The organism is Nocardia otitidiscaviarum NBRC 14405 (assembly GCF_000308635.1).
Taxonomy (GTDB): Bacteria; Actinomycetota; Actinomycetes; order Mycobacteriales; family Mycobacteriaceae; genus Nocardia; species Nocardia otitidiscaviarum.
Window position 1 is genome coordinate 1 of record NZ_BAGD01000099.1, and the last position, 17638, is coordinate 17638.

At 68.2% G+C, this 17638-nt stretch carries 18 protein-coding genes and 1 pseudogene; 8 read left to right on the plus strand and 11 right to left on the minus strand.

Annotated features, from left to right (window positions below):
• Positions 1 to 170: pseudogene (locus tag ON31_RS38105) on the minus strand (cytochrome ubiquinol oxidase subunit I); the annotation flags it as partial.
• Positions 171 to 440: 270 nt separating this feature from the next.
• Here ON31_RS38105 and ON31_RS22160 point away from each other — a divergent pair.
• Complete coding sequence (locus ON31_RS22160) at positions 441 to 1550, plus strand: ABC transporter substrate-binding protein (RefSeq protein ID WP_051037597.1); 1110 nt, start codon at positions 441 to 443, stop codon at positions 1548 to 1550.
• A 72-nt stretch (positions 1551 to 1622) separates the two neighbouring features.
• Here the strand turns inward: ON31_RS22160 and nrdF are convergent, their stop codons facing one another.
• Together nrdF and mgtE are read right to left on the minus strand one after the other, a co-directional pair.
• On the minus strand, positions 1623 to 2588 hold the full coding sequence (nrdF, locus tag ON31_RS22165) for a class 1b ribonucleoside-diphosphate reductase subunit beta (RefSeq protein WP_244961326.1): 966 nt from the start codon (positions 2586 to 2588) through the stop codon (positions 1623 to 1625).
• 281 nt (positions 2589 to 2869) lie between these two features.
• The gene (gene mgtE, locus ON31_RS22170; protein WP_255222209.1) at positions 2870 to 4576 is read right to left on the minus strand and encodes a magnesium transporter; all 1707 of its coding nucleotides are present in this window, start codon (positions 4574 to 4576) and stop codon (positions 2870 to 2872) included.
• A 236-nt stretch (positions 4577 to 4812) separates the two neighbouring features.
• Between mgtE and ON31_RS22175 the strand changes: the two genes are divergently transcribed.
• Positions 4813 to 5592: a histidine phosphatase family protein gene (locus ON31_RS22175; protein WP_218007372.1), complete on the plus strand. Its 780-nt coding sequence runs from the start codon at positions 4813 to 4815 to the stop codon at positions 5590 to 5592.
• A 75-nt stretch (positions 5593 to 5667) separates the two neighbouring features.
• Here the strand turns inward: ON31_RS22175 and ON31_RS22180 are convergent, their stop codons facing one another.
• A complete protein-coding gene (locus ON31_RS22180; protein WP_051037598.1) occupies positions 5668 to 6111 on the minus strand; it encodes a MarR family winged helix-turn-helix transcriptional regulator in 444 nt (147 codons plus the stop codon).
• 213 nt (positions 6112 to 6324) lie between these two features.
• Between ON31_RS22180 and ON31_RS22185 the strand changes: the two genes are divergently transcribed.
• On the plus strand, positions 6325 to 6840 hold the full coding sequence (locus ON31_RS22185) for a nuclear transport factor 2 family protein (protein ID WP_039816443.1): 516 nt from the start codon (positions 6325 to 6327) through the stop codon (positions 6838 to 6840).
• A gap of 21 nt (positions 6841 to 6861) precedes the next feature.
• Here ON31_RS22185 and ON31_RS22190 read toward each other — a convergent pair whose 3' ends face one another.
• The 5 genes from ON31_RS22190 to ON31_RS22210 form a co-directional block, all read right to left on the minus strand.
• Positions 6862 to 7560 carry a DJ-1/PfpI family protein gene (locus ON31_RS22190; RefSeq protein ID WP_063821550.1) on the minus strand — a complete coding sequence of 233 codons (699 nt, stop codon included), beginning with the start codon at positions 7558 to 7560 and terminating at the stop codon, positions 6862 to 6864.
• Between the two features lie 97 nt (positions 7561 to 7657).
• Positions 7658 to 9739, minus strand: a complete 2082-nt coding sequence (nrdE, locus tag ON31_RS22195; RefSeq protein WP_228814853.1) for a class 1b ribonucleoside-diphosphate reductase subunit alpha — start codon at positions 9737 to 9739, stop codon at positions 7658 to 7660.
• Positions 9740 to 9801: 62 nt separating this feature from the next.
• Positions 9802 to 10263, minus strand: a complete 462-nt coding sequence (nrdI, locus tag ON31_RS22200; protein WP_029927316.1) for a class Ib ribonucleoside-diphosphate reductase assembly flavoprotein NrdI — start codon at positions 10261 to 10263, stop codon at positions 9802 to 9804.
• A gap of 76 nt (positions 10264 to 10339) precedes the next feature.
• The gene (locus tag ON31_RS22205) at positions 10340 to 10573 is read right to left on the minus strand and encodes a redoxin NrdH (protein WP_039816452.1); all 234 of its coding nucleotides are present in this window, start codon (positions 10571 to 10573) and stop codon (positions 10340 to 10342) included.
• A 510-nt stretch (positions 10574 to 11083) separates the two neighbouring features.
• Positions 11084 to 11653, minus strand: coding sequence for an NAD(P)H-dependent oxidoreductase (locus ON31_RS22210; RefSeq protein ID WP_039816486.1), 570 nt, complete (start codon positions 11651 to 11653; stop codon positions 11084 to 11086).
• A 101-nt stretch (positions 11654 to 11754) separates the two neighbouring features.
• Between ON31_RS22210 and ON31_RS22215 the strand changes: the two genes are divergently transcribed.
• Entirely contained in the window at positions 11755 to 12438 is a 684-nt protein-coding gene (locus tag ON31_RS22215; protein ID WP_081592647.1) for a TetR/AcrR family transcriptional regulator, read from the plus strand.
• 10 nt (positions 12439 to 12448) lie between these two features.
• A complete protein-coding gene (nadE, locus tag ON31_RS22220) occupies positions 12449 to 13288 on the plus strand; it encodes an NAD(+) synthase (protein WP_039816454.1) in 840 nt (279 codons plus the stop codon).
• A 10-nt stretch (positions 13289 to 13298) separates the two neighbouring features.
• On the opposite strand, the gene ON31_RS22225 is transcribed toward nadE, so the two are convergent.
• Positions 13299 to 13541: a MoaD/ThiS family protein gene (locus ON31_RS22225; RefSeq protein WP_039816457.1), complete on the minus strand. Its 243-nt coding sequence runs from the start codon at positions 13539 to 13541 to the stop codon at positions 13299 to 13301.
• Complete coding sequence (moaA, locus tag ON31_RS22230; protein ID WP_039816459.1) at positions 13534 to 14595, minus strand: GTP 3',8-cyclase MoaA; 1062 nt, start codon at positions 14593 to 14595, stop codon at positions 13534 to 13536. The genes ON31_RS22225 and moaA overlap by 8 nt, the downstream gene beginning before the upstream one ends.
• An 87-nt stretch (positions 14596 to 14682) precedes the next feature.
• Between moaA and ON31_RS22235 the strand changes: the two genes are divergently transcribed.
• From ON31_RS22235 to ON31_RS22245, 3 genes are all read left to right on the plus strand, one after another.
• Entirely contained in the window at positions 14683 to 15888 is a 1206-nt protein-coding gene (locus ON31_RS22235) for a molybdopterin molybdotransferase MoeA (protein ID WP_255222210.1), read from the plus strand.
• A gap of 127 nt (positions 15889 to 16015) precedes the next feature.
• Positions 16016 to 17191 carry a bifunctional molybdenum cofactor biosynthesis protein MoaC/MoaB gene (gene moaCB, locus ON31_RS22240; protein WP_039816487.1) on the plus strand — a complete coding sequence of 392 codons (1176 nt, stop codon included), beginning with the start codon at positions 16016 to 16018 and terminating at the stop codon, positions 17189 to 17191.
• Positions 17184 to 17603: a molybdenum cofactor biosynthesis protein MoaE gene (locus tag ON31_RS22245; RefSeq protein ID WP_039816462.1), complete on the plus strand. Its 420-nt coding sequence runs from the start codon at positions 17184 to 17186 to the stop codon at positions 17601 to 17603. Before moaCB ends, ON31_RS22245 begins: the two co-directional genes overlap by 8 nt.
• Positions 17604 to 17638 lie beyond the last annotated feature (35 nt).

A 17638-nucleotide genomic window follows, 5' to 3' on the forward strand; every position in this document is an offset into this window, starting at 1 on the left:
CCGCCGATGAGGAAGAAGGACATCGCCGTCACCAGGTACATGACGCCGAGGACCTTCGGGTCTGTCGTGGTGACCATCTTGTAGATGAACGAACCCTTGGGACCCACACGGGGCGGGTATGGCCGAGCCGCTTCCACTTCACGGACTGGGCGTGGCTCTACGGCAGTCACTGAACCTCCTGACAGGTGCCTTCTGGTCGTTCGTCGCGGTTGCTTCCGGCGTCGGCGTTTTCACGCACACGCGAACGACGGGTGGCTTGCGCTGTTGTGAATCGTAAACCGTGCTGCCGCAGCGGTCGCGGCCGGTCCTACTCTCTGTCGTAATTGGCCTTGGTAACGGACTGCCGGGGACGTTGGTCCCGAAGTTCCCGGGCCGCCGATCCGGCCGATATCCGAGCGTCGCGATTGGGTGTCCGGACTCGCGCCTGTACGCTCCTCCGCATGTCGGTGCGCGAGTCCGCTTCCACCCGAACCCCGTACGCCCCCTCCCCCGGTTCCGCGCGGCGTTTGCGCACCTGGGGGGTGGCATTGGCCGCCGCCGCGGTGCTGCCGACCGGTCTGCTGGCAGGCTGTGCCGAACCGGCCGACGACGCCGCCAGCGCCATCGTGCGCACCACCACGAATATCGCGGGCGCGGGTGTGGTCGGCCTGGAACGTGACACCCGCACCGCGTGCGCGCTGCCCACCACCGCCGATCCGGCCGCGGGCGCGATCCGCTCCGTCGACACCACCACCGGGACCGTGGAGGTGCCCGCCGATCCGCAACGCATCGTGGTGATCTCGACCCCGGCCCTGGACGCGATCTGCGCGCTCGGCCTGTGGGAGCGTGTGGTCGGCGCGGCCACCGTCGCCGGTCCCACCCCGCAGCCCGCCTATCTGGGCACCGGCATCTCCGAGATTCCGGCGGTCGGCATGGTCGGCACGCCCGACCCCGCGCAGATCGCCGCCCTGGACCCGGACGTGATCATCGGCGGCGCGACCGACGGCGCGAGCTACGACGCGCTGCGCGGTATCGCGCCCACCGTGCTGATCTCCGGCGACGGCGGCTGGCAGCGGCAGTTCTCCGCTATCGCCGCGGCGCTGGGCCGGGAGCGGGCCGCCGATCAGGTGCTCGCCGACTACCGCACCGCGGCCCGCGACACCGGAAACGCGGTGGCCGCCAACCTGACCCAGGCGTCGGTGGTGCGCTTCCGCGCCGACGACCTCCAGGTGCTGGGCGGGGACAGCTTCGCCGGGCAGGTGCTGGGCGATGCCGGGGTGCAGCGGCCGACCGCGCAGCGTGGCGCGAGCTTCGAACTGGCGGATGTGTCGTCCCAGGAGAATCGGGACAAGGTGGAGGGCGACCTCATCTACGTCATGTTCGACGGTCCCGAGGGTCGCGACTTCGGCGAATCGCTCATGCGCGGCGACGACTGGAAGGAACTCGGCGCGGTCGGCGACAAGCGCAACTTCGTCGTCGAAGACGTGATCTGGCACGGCAGCGGCGTGACCGCGGCGCGGGCCCTGCTGGAGGACATCCGCAACACCCTCAACGGCTACGTGACCGACTGATCCTCGCGTATACCTCGGAAGTGTGCGGGCCGGTAACCGAATACGGTTACCGGCCCACACCTTTCAACACTCCTAGAACTCCCAGTCCTCGTCCTCGGTGTTGACGGCCTTGCCGATCACGTAGCTCGAACCCGAGCCCGAGAAGAAGTCGTGGTTCTCGTCGGCATTGGGCGACAGCGCCGAGAGGATCGCCGGGTTCACATCGCACTCGTCCTTGGGGAACAGGCCCTCGTAGCCGAGGTTCATCAGCGCCTTGTTGGCGTTGTAGCGCAGGAACTTCTTGACGTCCTCGGTCAGGCCGACCTCGTCGTAGAGATCCTGGGTGTACTCGACCTCGTTCTCGTACAGCTCGAACAGCAGCTCGAAGGTGTAGGACTTGAGCTCGTCCTGCTCCGCCTGGGAGACCTGCTCCAGACCCTTCTGGTACTTGTAGCCGATGTAGTACCCGTGCACGGCCTCGTCGCGGATGATGAGGCGGATCAGGTCCGCGGTGTTGGTGAGCTTGGCCCGCGAGGACCAGTACATGGGCAGGTAGAAACCGGAGTAGAACAGGAAGCTCTCCAGCAGGGTGGAGGCCACCTTGCGCTTGAGCGGATCGTCGCCCTGGTAGTAGTCCATGACGATCTGCGCCTTGCGCTGCAGGTTCGGGTTCTCCTCCGACCAGCGGAAGGCGTCGTCGATCTCGCGGGTGGAGCACAGCGTGGAGAAGATGGAGCTGTAGCTCTTGGCGTGCACCGACTCCATGAAGGCGATATTGGTGAGCACCGCCTCCTCGTGCGGGGTGAGCGCGTCCGGAATGAGGCTCACCGCGCCGACCGTGCCCTGGATGGTGTCGAGCAGGGTGAGGCCGGTGAAGACCCGCATGGTCAGCTGCTTCTCGTGGGGGGTCAGCGTGTTCCACGACGGAATGTCATTGGAGACGGGTACCTTCTCGGGCAGCCAGAAGTTGCCCGTCAGCCGGTCCCAGACCTCCGCGTCCTTCTCGTCGGGCACGCGGTTCCAGTTGATCGCCGACACTCGATCGATCACCTTGGTCACACGCATCGTCGTATGCGTCTCAGCGGTCACGCCCGTTCACTCACCCTTCCCAGCTCACCGAATTCTCTTGCCCTGGACACTACTACTTGTGGCGGACAAAGTTTTACAACACAAGGTGTTGTGTCGTTCGGCGTCCTGGGGTGATAGCCGGGTTACCCCCGAAAAGGTGGGCGGAGACACCCCGCGCGGCGCGGACGCGCCGCCGTGCACTCTGTCACAGCACCTTCGGGCGGCTGTCGGCGGGGGGACCGCCCGAAGGTTTGCCGTTCATGCGCTGAGGTTCAGATCCCCAGCACCAGTTTCGCGGTGGTGAAGTAGATGATGAGCCCGGTCGCGTCGACCAGGGTGGTGACCATCGGGGCCGAGATGACCGCCGGGTCGATGCGCAGCTTCTTGGCCAGCAGCGGCATGGTGCCGCCGATGGTGGCCGCCCACGCGCAGATGAGCACGAGCGTAATCCCCACCACCGCAGCGATTTCCATGCCGACGAACAGTCCGCCGATCACGACGCCGATCAGCGCGAGCATGGTGCCCAGCAGCAGGCCCACCCGGCATTCGCGCCACACCACCCGGAACAGGTCCGAACCCCGCACCTCACCCACGGCCACGGCGCGCACACAGGAGGTGGCGGCCTGGGCGCCGGCATTGCCGCCCGCACCGATGATCAGCGGAATGAACAGGGCCAGATGCGCGGCCTGTTCCAGGGTGCCCTCGAACAGGTCGGTGACCGACACCGTCAAGGTGGCCGCGACCAGCAGCAGCGTCAGCCACATGGCGCGGTAGCGCGCCAGCTGGAAGACACCCGCCGCCATGTAGTGGCCTTCCCAGGGCGCGGCACCGGCCTGGCGGGCCACATCCTCGGAGTCGGCGGCCTCGATGACCTCGATGGCGTCGTCGATGGTGAGCAGGCCGACGAGGCGATCCTCGCTGTCCACCACCGGCAGGTTGATGAGGTTGGCCCCCTGCATGAGGCGGGCGGCCTTCTCCGCCGAGTCGGTGGCGCGCACGAACACCGGTTCGGCCGCCACCAGATCGGCGATCATGGCGTCCGGGGAGGAGAGCACCAGATCGCGCAGCTCCACCACGCCGATGATGCGGCGGCCGCCGTCCACCACCGGGAGGGTGTAGACGGTCTCGGCGTTGCCGCCCTTGGTGCGCACCCACTGCAGGGCTTGTGCGACCGGCAGATTACGCGGCAGCGCGACGACTTCCGGCGTCATGTAGTAGCCGACGGAACCCTCGGGGTAGCCGAGCAGCTGCGCGGTCATGCGCCGTTCGCGCGGGCTGAGTCCGGCGAGGACCTTCTTGGCGACCTTCGCGGGGGCCTCGCGCAGCATGCGGGCGCGGTCGTCGGGATCCATCTCCTCGACCAGCTCCCGGAAGCGCTCGTCCCGCAGCCCGCTCAGAATCTGCTGCTGGTCGACGGGTTCCAGCTCCTCGAAGACATCGAGGGCACGGTCCTTGTCCAGCAGCCGGAACACCATCCCGGCGGTGACGGCGTCCATGCGGGCGAGTTCGTCGGCGATCACGTGCGGAGCGTGATCGTCCAGCCATTCCAGTGTGGGGCCGACGCGATGCGGGTCGACGATATCGCGCAGCGGAACGTAGGGCGCACGGTCCTCATCGTGCGTGGAAGCGGACTGCTGCACCGGAACCTCCTGCGCGGCAACGTATTCGGTCACGGGCTCGCGACCGCGAGCAAAGCCCTCGCGCTCGGGCGGCGCGCCACCCGACTCGGCCTGCGGCCGCACCTGCCCGGACCCCGCACCTTCGCGGTCGGACACCGCGCTCGCGCAATCGGACAGTGCGCCGCCGAGTTCCGACAGCGCAGCTTCGCGGTCGGACAGCAGCGCCGGATCGTGGGGCGACAGGGCGGTTTCGTGGCGGGGCAGGGGCGTATCGCACCGGGGCGATACCGCCTCGCGCGTCGTCAGCGGGGTGAATGCGGGCAACGTCGACGGAGCGACGTGCAGATCTGTCTGCGTCATGACGGAACCTCGGCCGGGCAGGCGAGTAAAGGGGGTGAACGAGGGCAAACACCTGGTTTCACACCGCGAGGCACCGCCCCGGCCGCGGCAGTCCTACTGCCCTATCCGCGGAACGAGGGGACGGCGCCGCGCGGCCTTCGACTGGGGGGTTCGCTGCGCATGCAACCCACCTCCTCCATCGTCGCCGTGCACCGTCAGAGACCACTCGCCATATTGCGAGCGCAAAAATCATCCTCGTGCAGGATACAACCAACGGCCAAACCCGCCGAATCCACCGGCCATATGTGGGCAGCGACACGCCACCACAGCGGCCACCCGCGGTGCGCGCGGCGGCCACGGTGATGTGCTGGGGTGGAGGGGTGCGGTTGGAATCACTCACCATGGTGCGGCACGGCGAGAGCGTCGGGAATGCGGCGGCGCGGGTGGCGCAGGCGGCGGGGGACGAGGAATTCGGTTCCGGGACAAGGGATGCGGACTTCGCGCTGTCGGAGGTGGGGCGGGCGCAGGCCGCGGCGGTGGGGGCGCGGTTGCGGGCGTGGCCGCGGCCGGAAACGGTGTTGAGTTCACCGTATCTGCGGGCGCGGCAGACCGCGGAGATCGCGCTGGCGGGTGCGGACTGGCCGCAGCCGCGCCTCGACGAGCGGTTGCGCGACCACGAGAAGGGTGCCCTCCAGGGACTGACCGTGCACGGGGTGCGCCGCCGCCATCCCGAGAAGTTCCGGGAGCGGGAACGGTTGGGGCGCTTCTACTATCGCCCACCCGGCGGGGAGTCCTGGCCGGATGTGGCGCTGCGGCTGCGCACCCTGCTGCCCGAACTCTCCGGCCATGTCCTGGTCTTCACCCACGACCTGGTGATCGTCATGACCCGCTACCTCCTGGAGGGCTTGGACGAGCCCCGCATCCTCGAGATCGAAAGCAACCAATTGGCGAACGCCTCCATCACCCGCTGGCAGCGCACCGCCACCCACCTCCACCTCACCACCTACAACGACACCGACCACCTCACCGCTCCCTAGCCGCTGGACGATCGATCAGGGGGAAGTCGTGGCGGCATCGCGCGAGTACCCGCCGCCACCAGTTCCCCGTCGCGGTCAGGTGTGGTGATCGACGATGGCGCGGAGCAGGCGGATGAGGTGGCGTTGCTCTTCGCCGGTGAGGGGGGTCAGGAGTTCGACTTGGGCGGTGCGGATGAGAGTGTCGAGTGTGTCGAGGTGGCGGCGGCCGGAGTCGGTGAGGTGCACCAGGTTTCGGCGGCGATCACGGGGGTCGGGGGCGCGTTCGATGTAGCCGCCGCGCTCCAGATCGGTGATGGCGGCGGTGACGTCACTACGGTCGAGCCCGATGCGACGGCCCAGATCGGCCTGACTGGTCGGCCCGGATTCGTCGAGCGCCGCCAGCAGCGAGAAGTGGTAGCGGTGTGCGATATCGGCGGAGCTCAGTCGTTCGCCGACGATCCGGTGTCCCTGAGCTGCGCTCTGTGCGAGCAGCCAGGTCGGCAGCGAGCGCAGTCGGCGCGGCGCGGTGCGGGGGTCCACGATTTCAGCCTAGACCAGGGCTTGCATTGTTGGTCGAGCCAACATATATTCGTTGGCATCACCAACATTAATCCCCTACAGGATTGCCCGACACGAGGATTCGCCATGCACACGAACCGCCCCTCCCACTCCGATGCGACATCGACCCATGACAGCGTTCATCGCCACGCGACCGTCGCAGTGCCCCACGTCGGCCCTCAACCGGCGCGCAGGTTGTCCGGGGCGATTCGGCGCGCCGCGCTGACCGGAACATTCGCGCTGCTCGCGGCGGCCGCTACCGCGTGCACGGCGGGCGGCGGCGCGGCCCCGATGGATTCGGTCCGTGACGACGAGGCCGAGATCAGCCGGCTGGTCACCCGCCTCGGCGTGGCTCTGGACGAGCACGACTTCCAGGCCCTCCCCCAGCTGTTCACACCCGAGGCCACGGCCACCACTCCGGGCGGCACCGCCGTCGGCCGCGACAAGGTGATAGCGCAGGCCACGCGCAATCACACCGATTTCCCGAATCTTCAGCACATCGTCAGCGGTGTTCTGGTGGATGTGAACGGCGACCGCGCCGAGGTGCGTGCCAATCTGGTCGGCTATTTCGGCCGGGCCGACGATCCGGAACCGGTCCGCCGCATCGGCGGCGTCTACCGTTTCGGCGCGGTCCGCACCGAGGACGGCTGGCGTTTCGACGCCCTCACGGTCCGCCAGGTCTGGCGCATCGAACGCGAGACCGCCGCCTGACGTCGCTGTCGGCCCGGACGCTCAGCGGACCAGGCGGGCGAGTTGGCCGGTGTCGGCGCGGGATTCGGCGGTCGGATCGACCGATCCGATCTCCCAGACCGCGCCGTCGGGCCAGTCGGTGCCGGTCGGCGGTTCGGGGTCGTACTGGATGCCGCGGCGCACCCACTGGGCGCGGTCCTTGCCCGCGAGCCGCTGCACCAGGTAGAGGGCCATGTCGATCCCCGCGGACACACCGGCGGCGGTGATGATGTCGCCGTCGTCGACGAACCGCTCATCGCGCCGCACGTCGATGGTCGGGTCCAGCTGCGCCAGCACGTCGAGCGACAGCCAGTGCGTGGTCGCCGGTCGCCCGTGCAGCAGTCCGGCGGCGGCCAGCACCAGCGATCCGGTGCACACGCTGGTGATGAGCGGAATCTTCTCCCGGAACCGCCGCACGCAGGCCAGTACGGCGTCGTCGCGCAGCATCCACCGGGTGCCCTTGCCGCCGGGGAACACCACGGCGTCCATGGGCGGCGCGTCCTCCAGGGCGTAGTCCGGAATCACCTTCAGTCCCTTGGCGCATTCCACGCTCTCCCCGTGCCGCGAGAAGGTGAACACCTCCCAGCCGTCCTCCGGACACATCTTGGTCCAGAAGGCGAGGACCTCCCAGGGCCCCGCGAAATCCAGCTCCTCGACCCCGTTGAACAGCAGAATCCCAATTCGCCGCGTCCCATCGGTCACGGCAGAGATGGTGTCAGCATCGACGCCGTTCCCCGGTTAGAAACGCCGAGGGCGCTCCCGGTTCACCTACCGGAAGCGCCCTCGACCGTTGCTCGGTTCAGAGCATGCAGCTCACGCAGCCCTCGACCTCGGTGCCTTCGAGGGCCATCTGCCGGATGCGGATGTAGTAGAGGGTTTTGATGCCCTTGCGCCAGGCGTAGATCTGGGCCTTGTTGACGTCGCGGGTGGTGGCGCTGTCCTTGAAGAACAGCGTCAGCGACAGGCCCTGGTCCACGTGCTGGGTGGCGGCGGCGTAGGTGTCGATGACCTTCTCGTAGCCGATGTCGTAGGCGTCCTCGAAGTAGTCGAGATTGTCGTTGGTCAGGTAGGGGGCCGGGTAGTAGACGCGGCCGATCTTGCCCTCCTTGCGGATCTCGATCTTGGAGGCGATCGGGTGGATCGAGCTGGTGGAGTGGTTGATATAGGAGATGGAACCGGTCGGCGGCACGGCCTGGAGGTTCTGGTTGTAGATGCCGTACTGCATGACCGACGCCTTCAACTCGCGCCAGTCGTCCTGGGTGGGGATGTGCACGCCCGCGTCGGCGAAGATCTGGCGCACCCGCTCGGTCTTGGGCTCCCACGCCTGCTCGGTGTACTTGTCGAAGTACTCGCCCGAGGCGTACTTGGACTCCGGGAAGCCGCCGAAGTACGTACCCCGTTCCTTGGCAATGAGATTCGACGCCCGCACCGCGTGGTAGGCGATGGTGTAGAAGTAGATGTTCGTGAAGTCCACGCCCTCTTCGGAACCGTAGAAGACGCGTTCACGCGCCAGGTAGCCGTGCAGGTTCATCTGTCCGAGGCCGATGGCGTGGGATTCGTTGTTGCCCTGCTCGATCGACGGCACCGAGTAGATGTGCGTCTGATCCGAGACCGCGGTGAGCGCGCGGATGGCGGTCTCCACGGTCTTGCCGAAGTCCGGCGAGTCCATGGTCTTGGCGATGTTCAGCGAGCCCAGGTTGCAGGAGATGTCCTTGCCCACCTTGGAATACGAGAGATCGTCGTTGAACTCCGAGGGGGTGGAGACCTGGAGGATCTCCGAGCACAGGTTGGAGTGGGTGATCTTGCCCTTGATCGGGTTCGACCGGTTCACCGTGTCCTCGTACATGATGTACGGGTAGCCGGACTCGAACTGCAGCTCGGCGATGGTCTGGAAGAACTCGCGCGCCTTGATCTTCGACTTGCGGATGCGCTTGTCGTCGACCATCTCGTAGTACTTCTCGGTGACATTGATGTCGGCGAACGGCACGCCGTAGATGCGCTCCACGTCGTACGGCGAGAACAGGTACATGTCCTCGTTCTTCTTGGCCAGCTCGAAGGTGATGTCCGGGATCACCACGCCCAGCGACAGCGTCTTGATGCGGATCTTCTCGTCCGCGTTCTCGCGCTTGGTGTCGAGGAAGCGGTAGATGTCGGGGTGGTGGGCGTGCAGGTACACCGCGCCCGCGCCCTGCCGCGCACCGAGCTGGTTGGCGTAGGAGAACGAGTCCTCCAGCAGCTTCATGATCGGGATGACGCCCGAGGACTGGTTCTCGATCTTCTTGATCGGGGCGCCGGCCTCACGAATATTGCTGAGCAGCAACGCGACTCCGCCGCCGCGCTTGGACAGCTGCAGGGCGGAGTTGATGGAGCGCCCGATGGACTCCATATTGTCCTCGATGCGCAGCAGGAAGCAGGACACCGGCTCGCCGCGCTGCTTCTTGCCCGAGTTGAGGAAGGTCGGGGTGGCGGGCTGGAAGCGGCCCGCCATGATCTCCTCGACCAGCTCCGAGGCCAGGATCTCGTCACCGTCGGCGAGGGTCAGCGCCACCATGCACACGCGATCCTCGAAGCGCTCCAGGTAGCGCTTGCCGTCGAAGGTCTTGAGCGTGTACGAGGTGTAGTACTTGAACGCGCCCAGGAAGGTGGGGAACCGGAACTTCTTGGCGTACGCCTGCTGGAACAGCTGCTTGATGAAGGCGCGGCTGTACTTCTCCAGCACCTCTGTCTCGTAGTAGTTCTCCTCGATGAGGTAGTCGAGCTTCTCGTCGAGGTTGTGGAAGAAGACGGTGTTCTGGTTGACGTGCTGCAGGAAGTACTGGTGCGCGGCCTCGCGATCCTTGTCGAACTGGATCTCGCCGTTCGGCCCGTACAGGTTCAGCATGGCGTTGAGGGCGTGGTAGTCCAGGCCCTCGGTGGTGCTGGAGTCCCCGCTGACCGGACGCTCTACGCGGGCAGTCTTTCCGACCGGTGCTGTTGTCGTTGCCAAAACAATCCCAATCCCTCTCGGACGCGCTCGACGTCCTCGGCAGTTCCCATGAGTTCGAAGCGATACAGGTACGGCACTCCCGCCTTGCGCGAGATCACCTCTCCCGCAAAGCAGTACGTATCGCCGAAGTTCGTATTGCCGGCCGCGATCACGCCGCGCAGCAGGGCGCGGTTGTGGGGATCGTTGAGGAATTTGGCCACCTGTCGGGGCACGAATTCCTTCTCGGATCGGTTCCCACCCAGGACGTGCCGACCACCCCCGTAGGTGGGGACGATCAGCACGTAGGGTTCATCGACGCGAAGCGAGTCGGCGGTATGCAGTGGTATGCGGAGCGCCGGGAGACCCAGCTTCTCCACGAAGCGGTGCGTGTTCTCCGACGCACTCGAGAAGTAGACCAGATTGGCTGTCTGGGTGGACATGTCGGCCACCTTCCCAGTTCGATCGGGCGAACCTGCGACCAGCGGCGAGCTTCCCCGCACGCCGCTGGGGGGCCGCTCAGGCCGCGACGGTGGCGAGCGCCTTGATGCGGTCCGGCCGGAAGCCGGACCAGTGGTCGTCACCGGCGACGACGACGGGGGCCTGCAGGTAGCCCAGGGCCATGACGTAGTCGCGGGCTTCGGGGTTCTCGGAGATGTCGATGACGTCGTAGTCGACGCCGATCTTGTCGAGCGCCTTGTAGGTGGCATTGCACTGAACACAAGCAGGCTTCGTGTACACGGTGATGGTCATTGTGTCCCCTTCTCCTCGCCTTTGATCCGTATGCAGTGCACGGCTGAAACAAGATCCACGTACTAGCTGCGCAAACCCCTGGAAGCGGAACCGAAGCCCCTGGTCACCCGATCCGACCCACTGTTCATCTCGGGTGGCTTTCCAGCGCTGTAGACACTACACCTAGTGGCCGACAGATTCATACAACACGACATGTTGCGACTCACAAAGGTGAAATTCCGGTGTCGTAAGTACCTGGCCACTCAATTCGCAACTCGACACGACTGAGGCAGAGATCACAATTTCGGCAAGTAGCACATTCTCAGCAAACCCTGCGTCATCAGGCATAACACCCATCACGCGGGTCACACGCACACCACGGGTACGCGGGTGTCGCAGCACCGTCCCGTCATGCGGCCGACACCGAATCGAGACGCGCCCCGGCGTGTCGCCGGGGCGCACACCCCGCCGCACACGACGAGGCCACGGCGTCGAAAGCCGTGGCCTCGTGGGGATTCGGAGTGTCGCCGGTCAGGCGGTGACCAGGTTGCCGTTGGCCGACTCCGCCAGGGAGACGACGGTCGCGGCCAACTGGGTCAGCGCCTCGGCGTCATCGGCCGGGTGGACGTCGACGAACCGGTTGCCGATGGTGCCGAAGTGCAGGTGGGCGTTCTCCACGACGGTCGCACCCGCCACGCCCAGCGCCTTGACGGTGTCCCCGTGCGCCCACTTGCCCGCGTTCGGGCTGATGGACGCGGACACCACCGCGGCGGGCTTGCCCTTGATGGCACCGGCGCCGTAGGGGCGCGAGGCCCAGTCGATGGCGTTCTTCAGCACGGCCGGGAGGGTGCCGTTGTATTCGGGCGTGACCAGTAGCAGACCGTCGGCGGCGGCGACCGCGTCACGCAGCGCCTGCGCGGCGGCGGGCACTTTGCCCTCGACATCCAGATCTTCGTTGTAGAAAGGGATATCCGCGAGACCGTCGTAGAGAGCGATCTCCACGCCCTCGGGCGCCGTCTTGGCGGCGGCCTCGGCGAGGCGGCGGTTGATGGAGGCGGCACGCAGGCTTCCGACGAGAGCGAGCAGACGGGTCTGGGACATGGCGGGCACTCCTGAGATTGTGATCGGTGGGTGGTACGTTCATCGAACACTAACCGGACCACGGTCCGTATACATTCCCGGGTCTTCAGAAGGGCACCGTGATGCGTGACACACCCCCGGCGGAGCGGCCCGAACCGCTGCCGTCCGACTCGCTCTCGATCGAGCCCAGGACGCCGCCGTCGCTGCCGGGCGGCATCCCGCTGCCCACCACCGAGCACGCCGAACGCAGCGATGCCGCCCGCAACCGCCAACTGCTGCTCGACGCCGCCGAGGCGCTGGTGCGCGAACAGGGCGCGGAAGCCGTCACCATGGACGCGGTCGCCAAGCGAGCGGGCGTCGGCAAGGGCACGGTGTTCCGGCGCTTCGGCAACCGGTCCGGGCTCATGCACGCGCTGCTGGACCAGTCGGAGAAGAAGCTCCAGGCGGCGTACATGTTCGGCCCGCCGCCGCTGGGGCCGGGCGCACCGCCGGTGGAGCGGCTCATCGCCTTCGGGCGGGCGCGGCTGGCCGGTATCGAGGTGGAGGGCGATGTGCGCCGGGAGGCGACCCTCGACGCCGACCGCTATGCCAGCGCGCCCTACAACGTGACCAGATCCCATGTGGCGCTGCTGCTTCGGCAGGCCGACGTGACCGACGGCGGCTGGTTGCTCGCGGATACGCTGCTGGCCGCGCTGGACGCGGGCCTGGTGCTGCACCAGACCCGGGTGCTCGGGTACACCCTGGTGCAGATCGGCGACTACTGGGAGACCCTCGTGCGCCGGGTCACCGCTGCGGCCGCGCAGTAGAGTGTGCGCAATGGGGAACCTGCGTGACGAGATCATCGCCGAACTGGGCGTGGCACCGACCATCGAACCGAAACTCGAAGTGCGGCGGCGCATCGACTTCCTCAAGGACTATCTGCGCGCCACGCCCGCCCAGGGGTTCGTGCTCGGCATCAGCGGCGGCCAGGACTCCACACTGACCGGGCGGCTGTGCCAGCTCGCCGCCGAGGAACTGCGCGCCGAGAGCGCCGAGGCCACCTTCGTGGCGGTGCGGCTGCCCTACGGGGTGCAGGCCGACGAGGAGGACGCGCAGATCGCGCTGCGGTTCATCCGGCCGGACCGCTCGGTGGAGGTGAACGTCAAGCCGAGCGCCGATGCCGCGGGCGAGGAGGTCGCGCTCGGCGTGGCGGGGCTGCTCGGCACCGAGACCCGGCTGCGGGATTTCGTGCGCGGCAATATCAAGGCCCGCGAGCGCATGGTCATCCAGTACGCCATCGCCGGTCAGCTGAACCTCCTGGTGGTCGGCACCGACCACGCGGCCGAGGCCGTCACCGGCTTCTTCACCAAATACGGCGACGGCGGCGTGGACATCACCCCGCTCACCGGCCTCACCAAACGCCAGGGCGCGGCCCTGCTCCAGGAACTCGGCGCCCCGCCCAGCGTCTGGCAGAAGGTCCCCACCGCCGACCTCGAGGACGACCGCCCCGCCCTCCCCGACGAGGAGGCCCTGGGCCTGACCTACGCCCAGATCGACGACTACCTCGAGGGCAAGGACGTCACCCCCGAGGTCGCCGACCGCCTCGAAACGATCTTCCGGAACACCCGCCACAAGCGCACCGTCCCGGTGACCCCGCTCGACACCTGGTGGAGGTAGCCGCGACGGCTCAGCCGCCCGCGAAGGGGGGCAGGACGTCCACCCGTGCGGTGAGGGGAGTCGCCGCGTCCCTGGTGAGTTCGTCGCCGACGAGGTAGGCGCAGACGCGGAGCATGGGGTCCAGGTCGGGGCCGTAGGTGGTGGCGAGGGTGTGGCGCAGGTCGGCGACCGTGGCTCCGGCGGGGAGGTCCAGGGTTTCGGAGTCCTTGCCCACCGCGTCGGCGATGGCGGCGAAATACCGGACCTCAACCACCGATGGCTCCCATCGTTCGCTCGGGGGGCTGGAAGTCGGCGGCGTCGATGCCGTGCCCCGCCCACTTGTTCCACATGGCGCCGCGCCACAGGGTGGCGATCTCCGCGTCGGAGGCGCCGGAGCGCAGGGGCGCGCGCACATCGTATTCCTGATCGCTGAACAAGCAGGAGCGGATGCGGCCGTCGGCGGTGAGGCGGGTGCGGTCGCAGTCGCCGCAGAACTTGCGGGTCACCGACGCGATGATGCCGACGGTGCCGGGGCCGCCGTCGACCAACCAGTTCTCGGCGGGGGCGGACGGGTCGTCGGGGCGGCCGATCTCGGTGAGGGTGAAGCGCTCGCCCAGCACCGCCAGCAGTTCGGCGGCGGTGATCATATTGGCCCGCGCCCACTCGTGGTCGGCGTCGAGCGGCATCTCCTCGATGAAGCGCAGCTCGCAGCCCTCGTCGATACACCATTGCAGCAGATCCGCTGCGCCGGAAAGGGTTTCGCGCATGAGCACGGCGTTCACCTTGACCGGGGCCAGCCCCTCGCGCTGGGCGGCGCGGATACCGGAGAGCACCGACTCGAGGCGGTCGCGGCGGGTGAGCCGGGCGAAACCGTCGCGGTCGACGGTGTCGAGGGAGACATTGACGCGGTTCAACCCGGCCTCGGCCAGCTTGCGGGCCCGGTGTTCCAGACCGACGCCATTGCTGGTCATGGCCAGCGGCGTATCCGGTAGCGCGGCGCGGCAGCCGGCGATGATCTGCTCCAGGTCGCGGCGCATCAGCGGTTCACCGCCGGTGAAGCGCACCTCGCGCACGCCGAGTTCGTGCACGGCCAGCGTGACCAGGCGCACGATCTCGTCGGTGGTGAGCAGTTCATCGGCCGGAATGGGCGGCAGGCCCTCCTCCGGCATGCAGTAGGTACACCGCAGCGAGCACTTCTCGGTAATGGAGACGCGCAGGTCGCGGGCGGTGCGACCGTAGCGGTCCACCAGGAACGGGGTATCGGGGCGACCGTCGAGAGAGGGTCGCCCGGCTCGCACGGCGGGAATTCCCATCACGACCACGGTCACCCGACCATTATTACGGGTATGTCCAGTCCCCCGCTCGGCCTGTCGTGCCGAGCGGGCCCGCCGCGGCGCGCGTATAGGCTGACCCGCATGACTTCTCGGCCAGTTCGGATGCAGGCCCGGTCCGTCGACGACCACCGGCAACGCATCGAAAGTCTGCTGCGTCCGCTGGCGGACCGGGAGACCGAGCGGATTCCGATGGCGCGCGCGCTCGGACGGCGGCTGGCCGAGGATCTGCACTCCCCCCTGGATCTGCCGGTCTTCCGGAACTCGTCCATGGACGGGTACGCGGTGCGGGCCGAATCGGTGGCGACGGTACCGGTGACGCTGCCGCTCGCCGGTGTGGTGGCGGCGGGGATGACCGGTGACGCGGAACTGTCCGCCGGGACGGCCGTGAAGATCATGACCGGCGCACCGCTGCCGCCGGGCGCGGACTGTGTGGTGCCGATCGAGGACACCCGCACCGACGGCTCCACCGTGACCATCGAGAAGGGGCGCGCCACAGGCGATTTCGTGCGCGAACCGGGGACCGATGTGCGGGCCGGGGCGCTGCTGGTCGCGGCGGGCACCCGGCTCGCGCCCCGGCACGTGGCGGCGCTGGCGGCGGTCGGACTGGCCGAGATCCCGGTCGCGCGGCGGGTGCGCGCGGCCGTGCTGACCACCGGTGACGAACTCATGCCCGCGGGCAGCGTGCTGCGGCCCGGTCAGATCTACGACTCCAACGGGCTCACGCTGGCAACGGCGTTGGCGGACAACGACGTCGAGGTGGTGTCGGTCGGACACAGCTCCGACGACCCGGCCGAGTTCCGCGCGTTGGTGACCGCCGCCGCGGCCGCCGCCGATGTGGTGTTCACCTCCGGCGGCGTGTCCAAGGGCGATTTCGAGGTGGTGAAGGATGTGCTCGCGACCCTGGGCGGCGAATTCGGTTCCGTCGCCGTACAACCCGGCGGACCGCAGGGCGTCACGGTGGTGGACGGGGTGCCGGTGCTGAGCTTCCCCGGCAATCCGGTGTCGACCGCCGTATCGTTCGAGGTCTTCGCCCGCCCGATCCTGCGTGAGCTGGCCGGGCTGGAGCCGGTCGAGGTCGACGAGCTGGCCCTGCTGGAATCGGTCCGCTCCCCCGCCGGTCGTCGCCAGTTCCTGCGCGGTCGCCGCACCGACGACGGCGTCGCCCTGGTCGCCGGTCCAGGCTCCCACCTCATCGCCTCGATGGCCGCCGCCGACGTGCTGATCGACATTCCGGCCGAGGTGACCGACCTGCCCGCCGGGACACCGGTGCGGGTGCGGCGACTCTGACCCGCTGCCCACCGGCTCGGCTCATCCACCAGGATCGGCGAACCGCGGCGCGCGGCATTTCGGAGGAACGCACGAACCCCGCCTCCCCGTGCAGCCCCACCGGGGCGACTGTGGAACGCTGATGGGCATGAGTGAGTTGTCCCATGTGGATCGGGAGGGACGCGCTCGCATGGTGGATGTGAGCGCCAAGGCCGACACCACGCGGGTGGCGGTGGCGGCCGGTGAGCTGCGGACCACGCCCGAGGTGGTGCGGCTGGTGCGGGCCGACGACATGCCCAAGGCCGATGTGCTGTCCACCGCCCGCATCGCCGGAATCAACGGGGCCAAGAAGACGTCGGAACTCATTCCGCTGTGCCACCAGCTGGCCCTGTCCTCGGTGGATGTGCGCTTCGACTTCACCGACGCCACCATCACCATCGAGGCGTCCGCGAAAACCAAGGGCCCCACCGGGGTCGAGATGGAGGCCCTCACCGCCGTGGCGGTGGCCGGTCTCACCCTGCACGACATGGTCAAGGCCGTGGACCCGGCCGCCACCCTGAATGATGTCCGCCTGCTCACCAAAGACGGTGGGAAGCACGGACATTGGGAACGGCCGGACGCGACCGCGGGGGCTTCCGGCACCGCGCGGACCGGCGCGGCGCGGCCGCACGAGGCAGGCCACCGGCACGCGCATGCCGCGGCGAGCACGCGTCCGAACAACACCGGCGAACCACACCCTTCCCATGGTGCGGACGCAGCGCACGATACGAGCGGGCGGCATTCGCGAGCCGCGACGGAAGGGCCGTCCGAGGACAGCGTGCGGCGCGCCGGAGCCGATGCGTTCGGCGCGGGCCGCGCGGCGGCGGTGCTGGTTGCCTCGACCGGGGCTGCGGCGGGGACGCGGACCGACACCACGGGGCCTCGGCTGATGGAATGGCTTGCCGGACTGGGCTTCTCGGTGCGGGGACCGCTGGTGTACGCCGACACCGATATCGCCTACGGCCTGTCGGACGCGTTGTCGGAAGAGCCCGCGCTGGTGATCAGTACCGGCGGGACGGGAGCCTCGCCCACCGATGCCACCCCGGAAGCGACGCTGAAGGTGCTGGATCGTGAACTGCCGGGGGTGGCGGAGGCGATCCGGCAGCGCGGCACCGCCAAGTTCCCGCTGGCCTCGCTCAGCCGTGGCGTCGCGGGGCTGGCCGGACGCACGGTGATCGTCAACCTGCCCGGGTCGCCGGGTGGAGTGAAGGACGGCATCGCCGTACTGGAACCACTGCTCGAACACTTGCTGGCCCAGGTGGCCGGAGGAGGCAGCCATGAGTGACCTGCTGGCCCGGATCAGCGATCAGCCGCTGAATCCCGATGAGGTGGAGCGCGCGGTGTCCGGTCCGGAGCACGGCGCGGTCGTGGTGTTCACCGGCAAGGTCCGCGATCACGATGGCGGCCAATCGGTCTCGGCCCTGGAGTACTCCGCCCATCCCGAAGCCGAACGCTTCCTGCACCAGGTCTGCGCCGAGGTGGCCGCGGCCAGCGGCCTGCCGGTGGCGGCCGTGCACCGCATCGGCCCCCTCACCATCGGCGACCTCGCCATCACGGTCGCGGTGGCGGCCCCGCACCGCGCCGAAGCCTTCACCGTCTGCGCCGACCTGGTGGACCGCATCAAACACGAGGTCCCCATCTGGAAGCGGCAGCGCTTCGCCGACGGCCTCTCCGAGTGGGTGAACGCCTGCGGCTGAGCCGCCCGCAGCCGCAGGCGGAAGACGCTCGCGGC

Coding starts and splice junctions, on each gene's coding strand:
- ON31_RS22160 (WP_051037597.1), top strand. CDS start 441: ATGTCGGTGCGCGAGTCCGCTTCCACCCGAACCCCGTACGCCCCCTCC.
- mgtE (WP_255222209.1), bottom strand. CDS start 4,576: ATGACGCAGACAGATCTGCACGTCGCTCCGTCGACGTTGCCCGCATTC.
- nrdE (WP_228814853.1), bottom strand. CDS start 9,739: ATGCTGAACCTGTACGGGCCGAACGGCGAGATCCAGTTCGACAAGGAT.
- nrdI (WP_029927316.1), bottom strand. CDS start 10,263: ATGTCCACCCAGACAGCCAATCTGGTCTACTTCTCGAGTGCGTCGGAG.
- ON31_RS22205 (WP_039816452.1), bottom strand. CDS start 10,573: ATGACCATCACCGTGTACACGAAGCCTGCTTGTGTTCAGTGCAATGCC.
- ON31_RS22210 (WP_039816486.1), bottom strand. CDS start 11,653: ATGTCCCAGACCCGTCTGCTCGCTCTCGTCGGAAGCCTGCGTGCCGCC.
- ON31_RS22215 (WP_081592647.1), top strand. CDS start 11,755: ATGCGTGACACACCCCCGGCGGAGCGGCCCGAACCGCTGCCGTCCGAC.
- nadE (WP_039816454.1), top strand. CDS start 12,449: ATGGGGAACCTGCGTGACGAGATCATCGCCGAACTGGGCGTGGCACCG.
- ON31_RS22235 (WP_255222210.1), top strand. CDS start 14,683: ATGACTTCTCGGCCAGTTCGGATGCAGGCCCGGTCCGTCGACGACCAC.
- moaCB (WP_039816487.1), top strand. CDS start 16,016: ATGAGTGAGTTGTCCCATGTGGATCGGGAGGGACGCGCTCGCATGGTG.
- ON31_RS22245 (WP_039816462.1), top strand. CDS start 17,184: ATGAGTGACCTGCTGGCCCGGATCAGCGATCAGCCGCTGAATCCCGAT.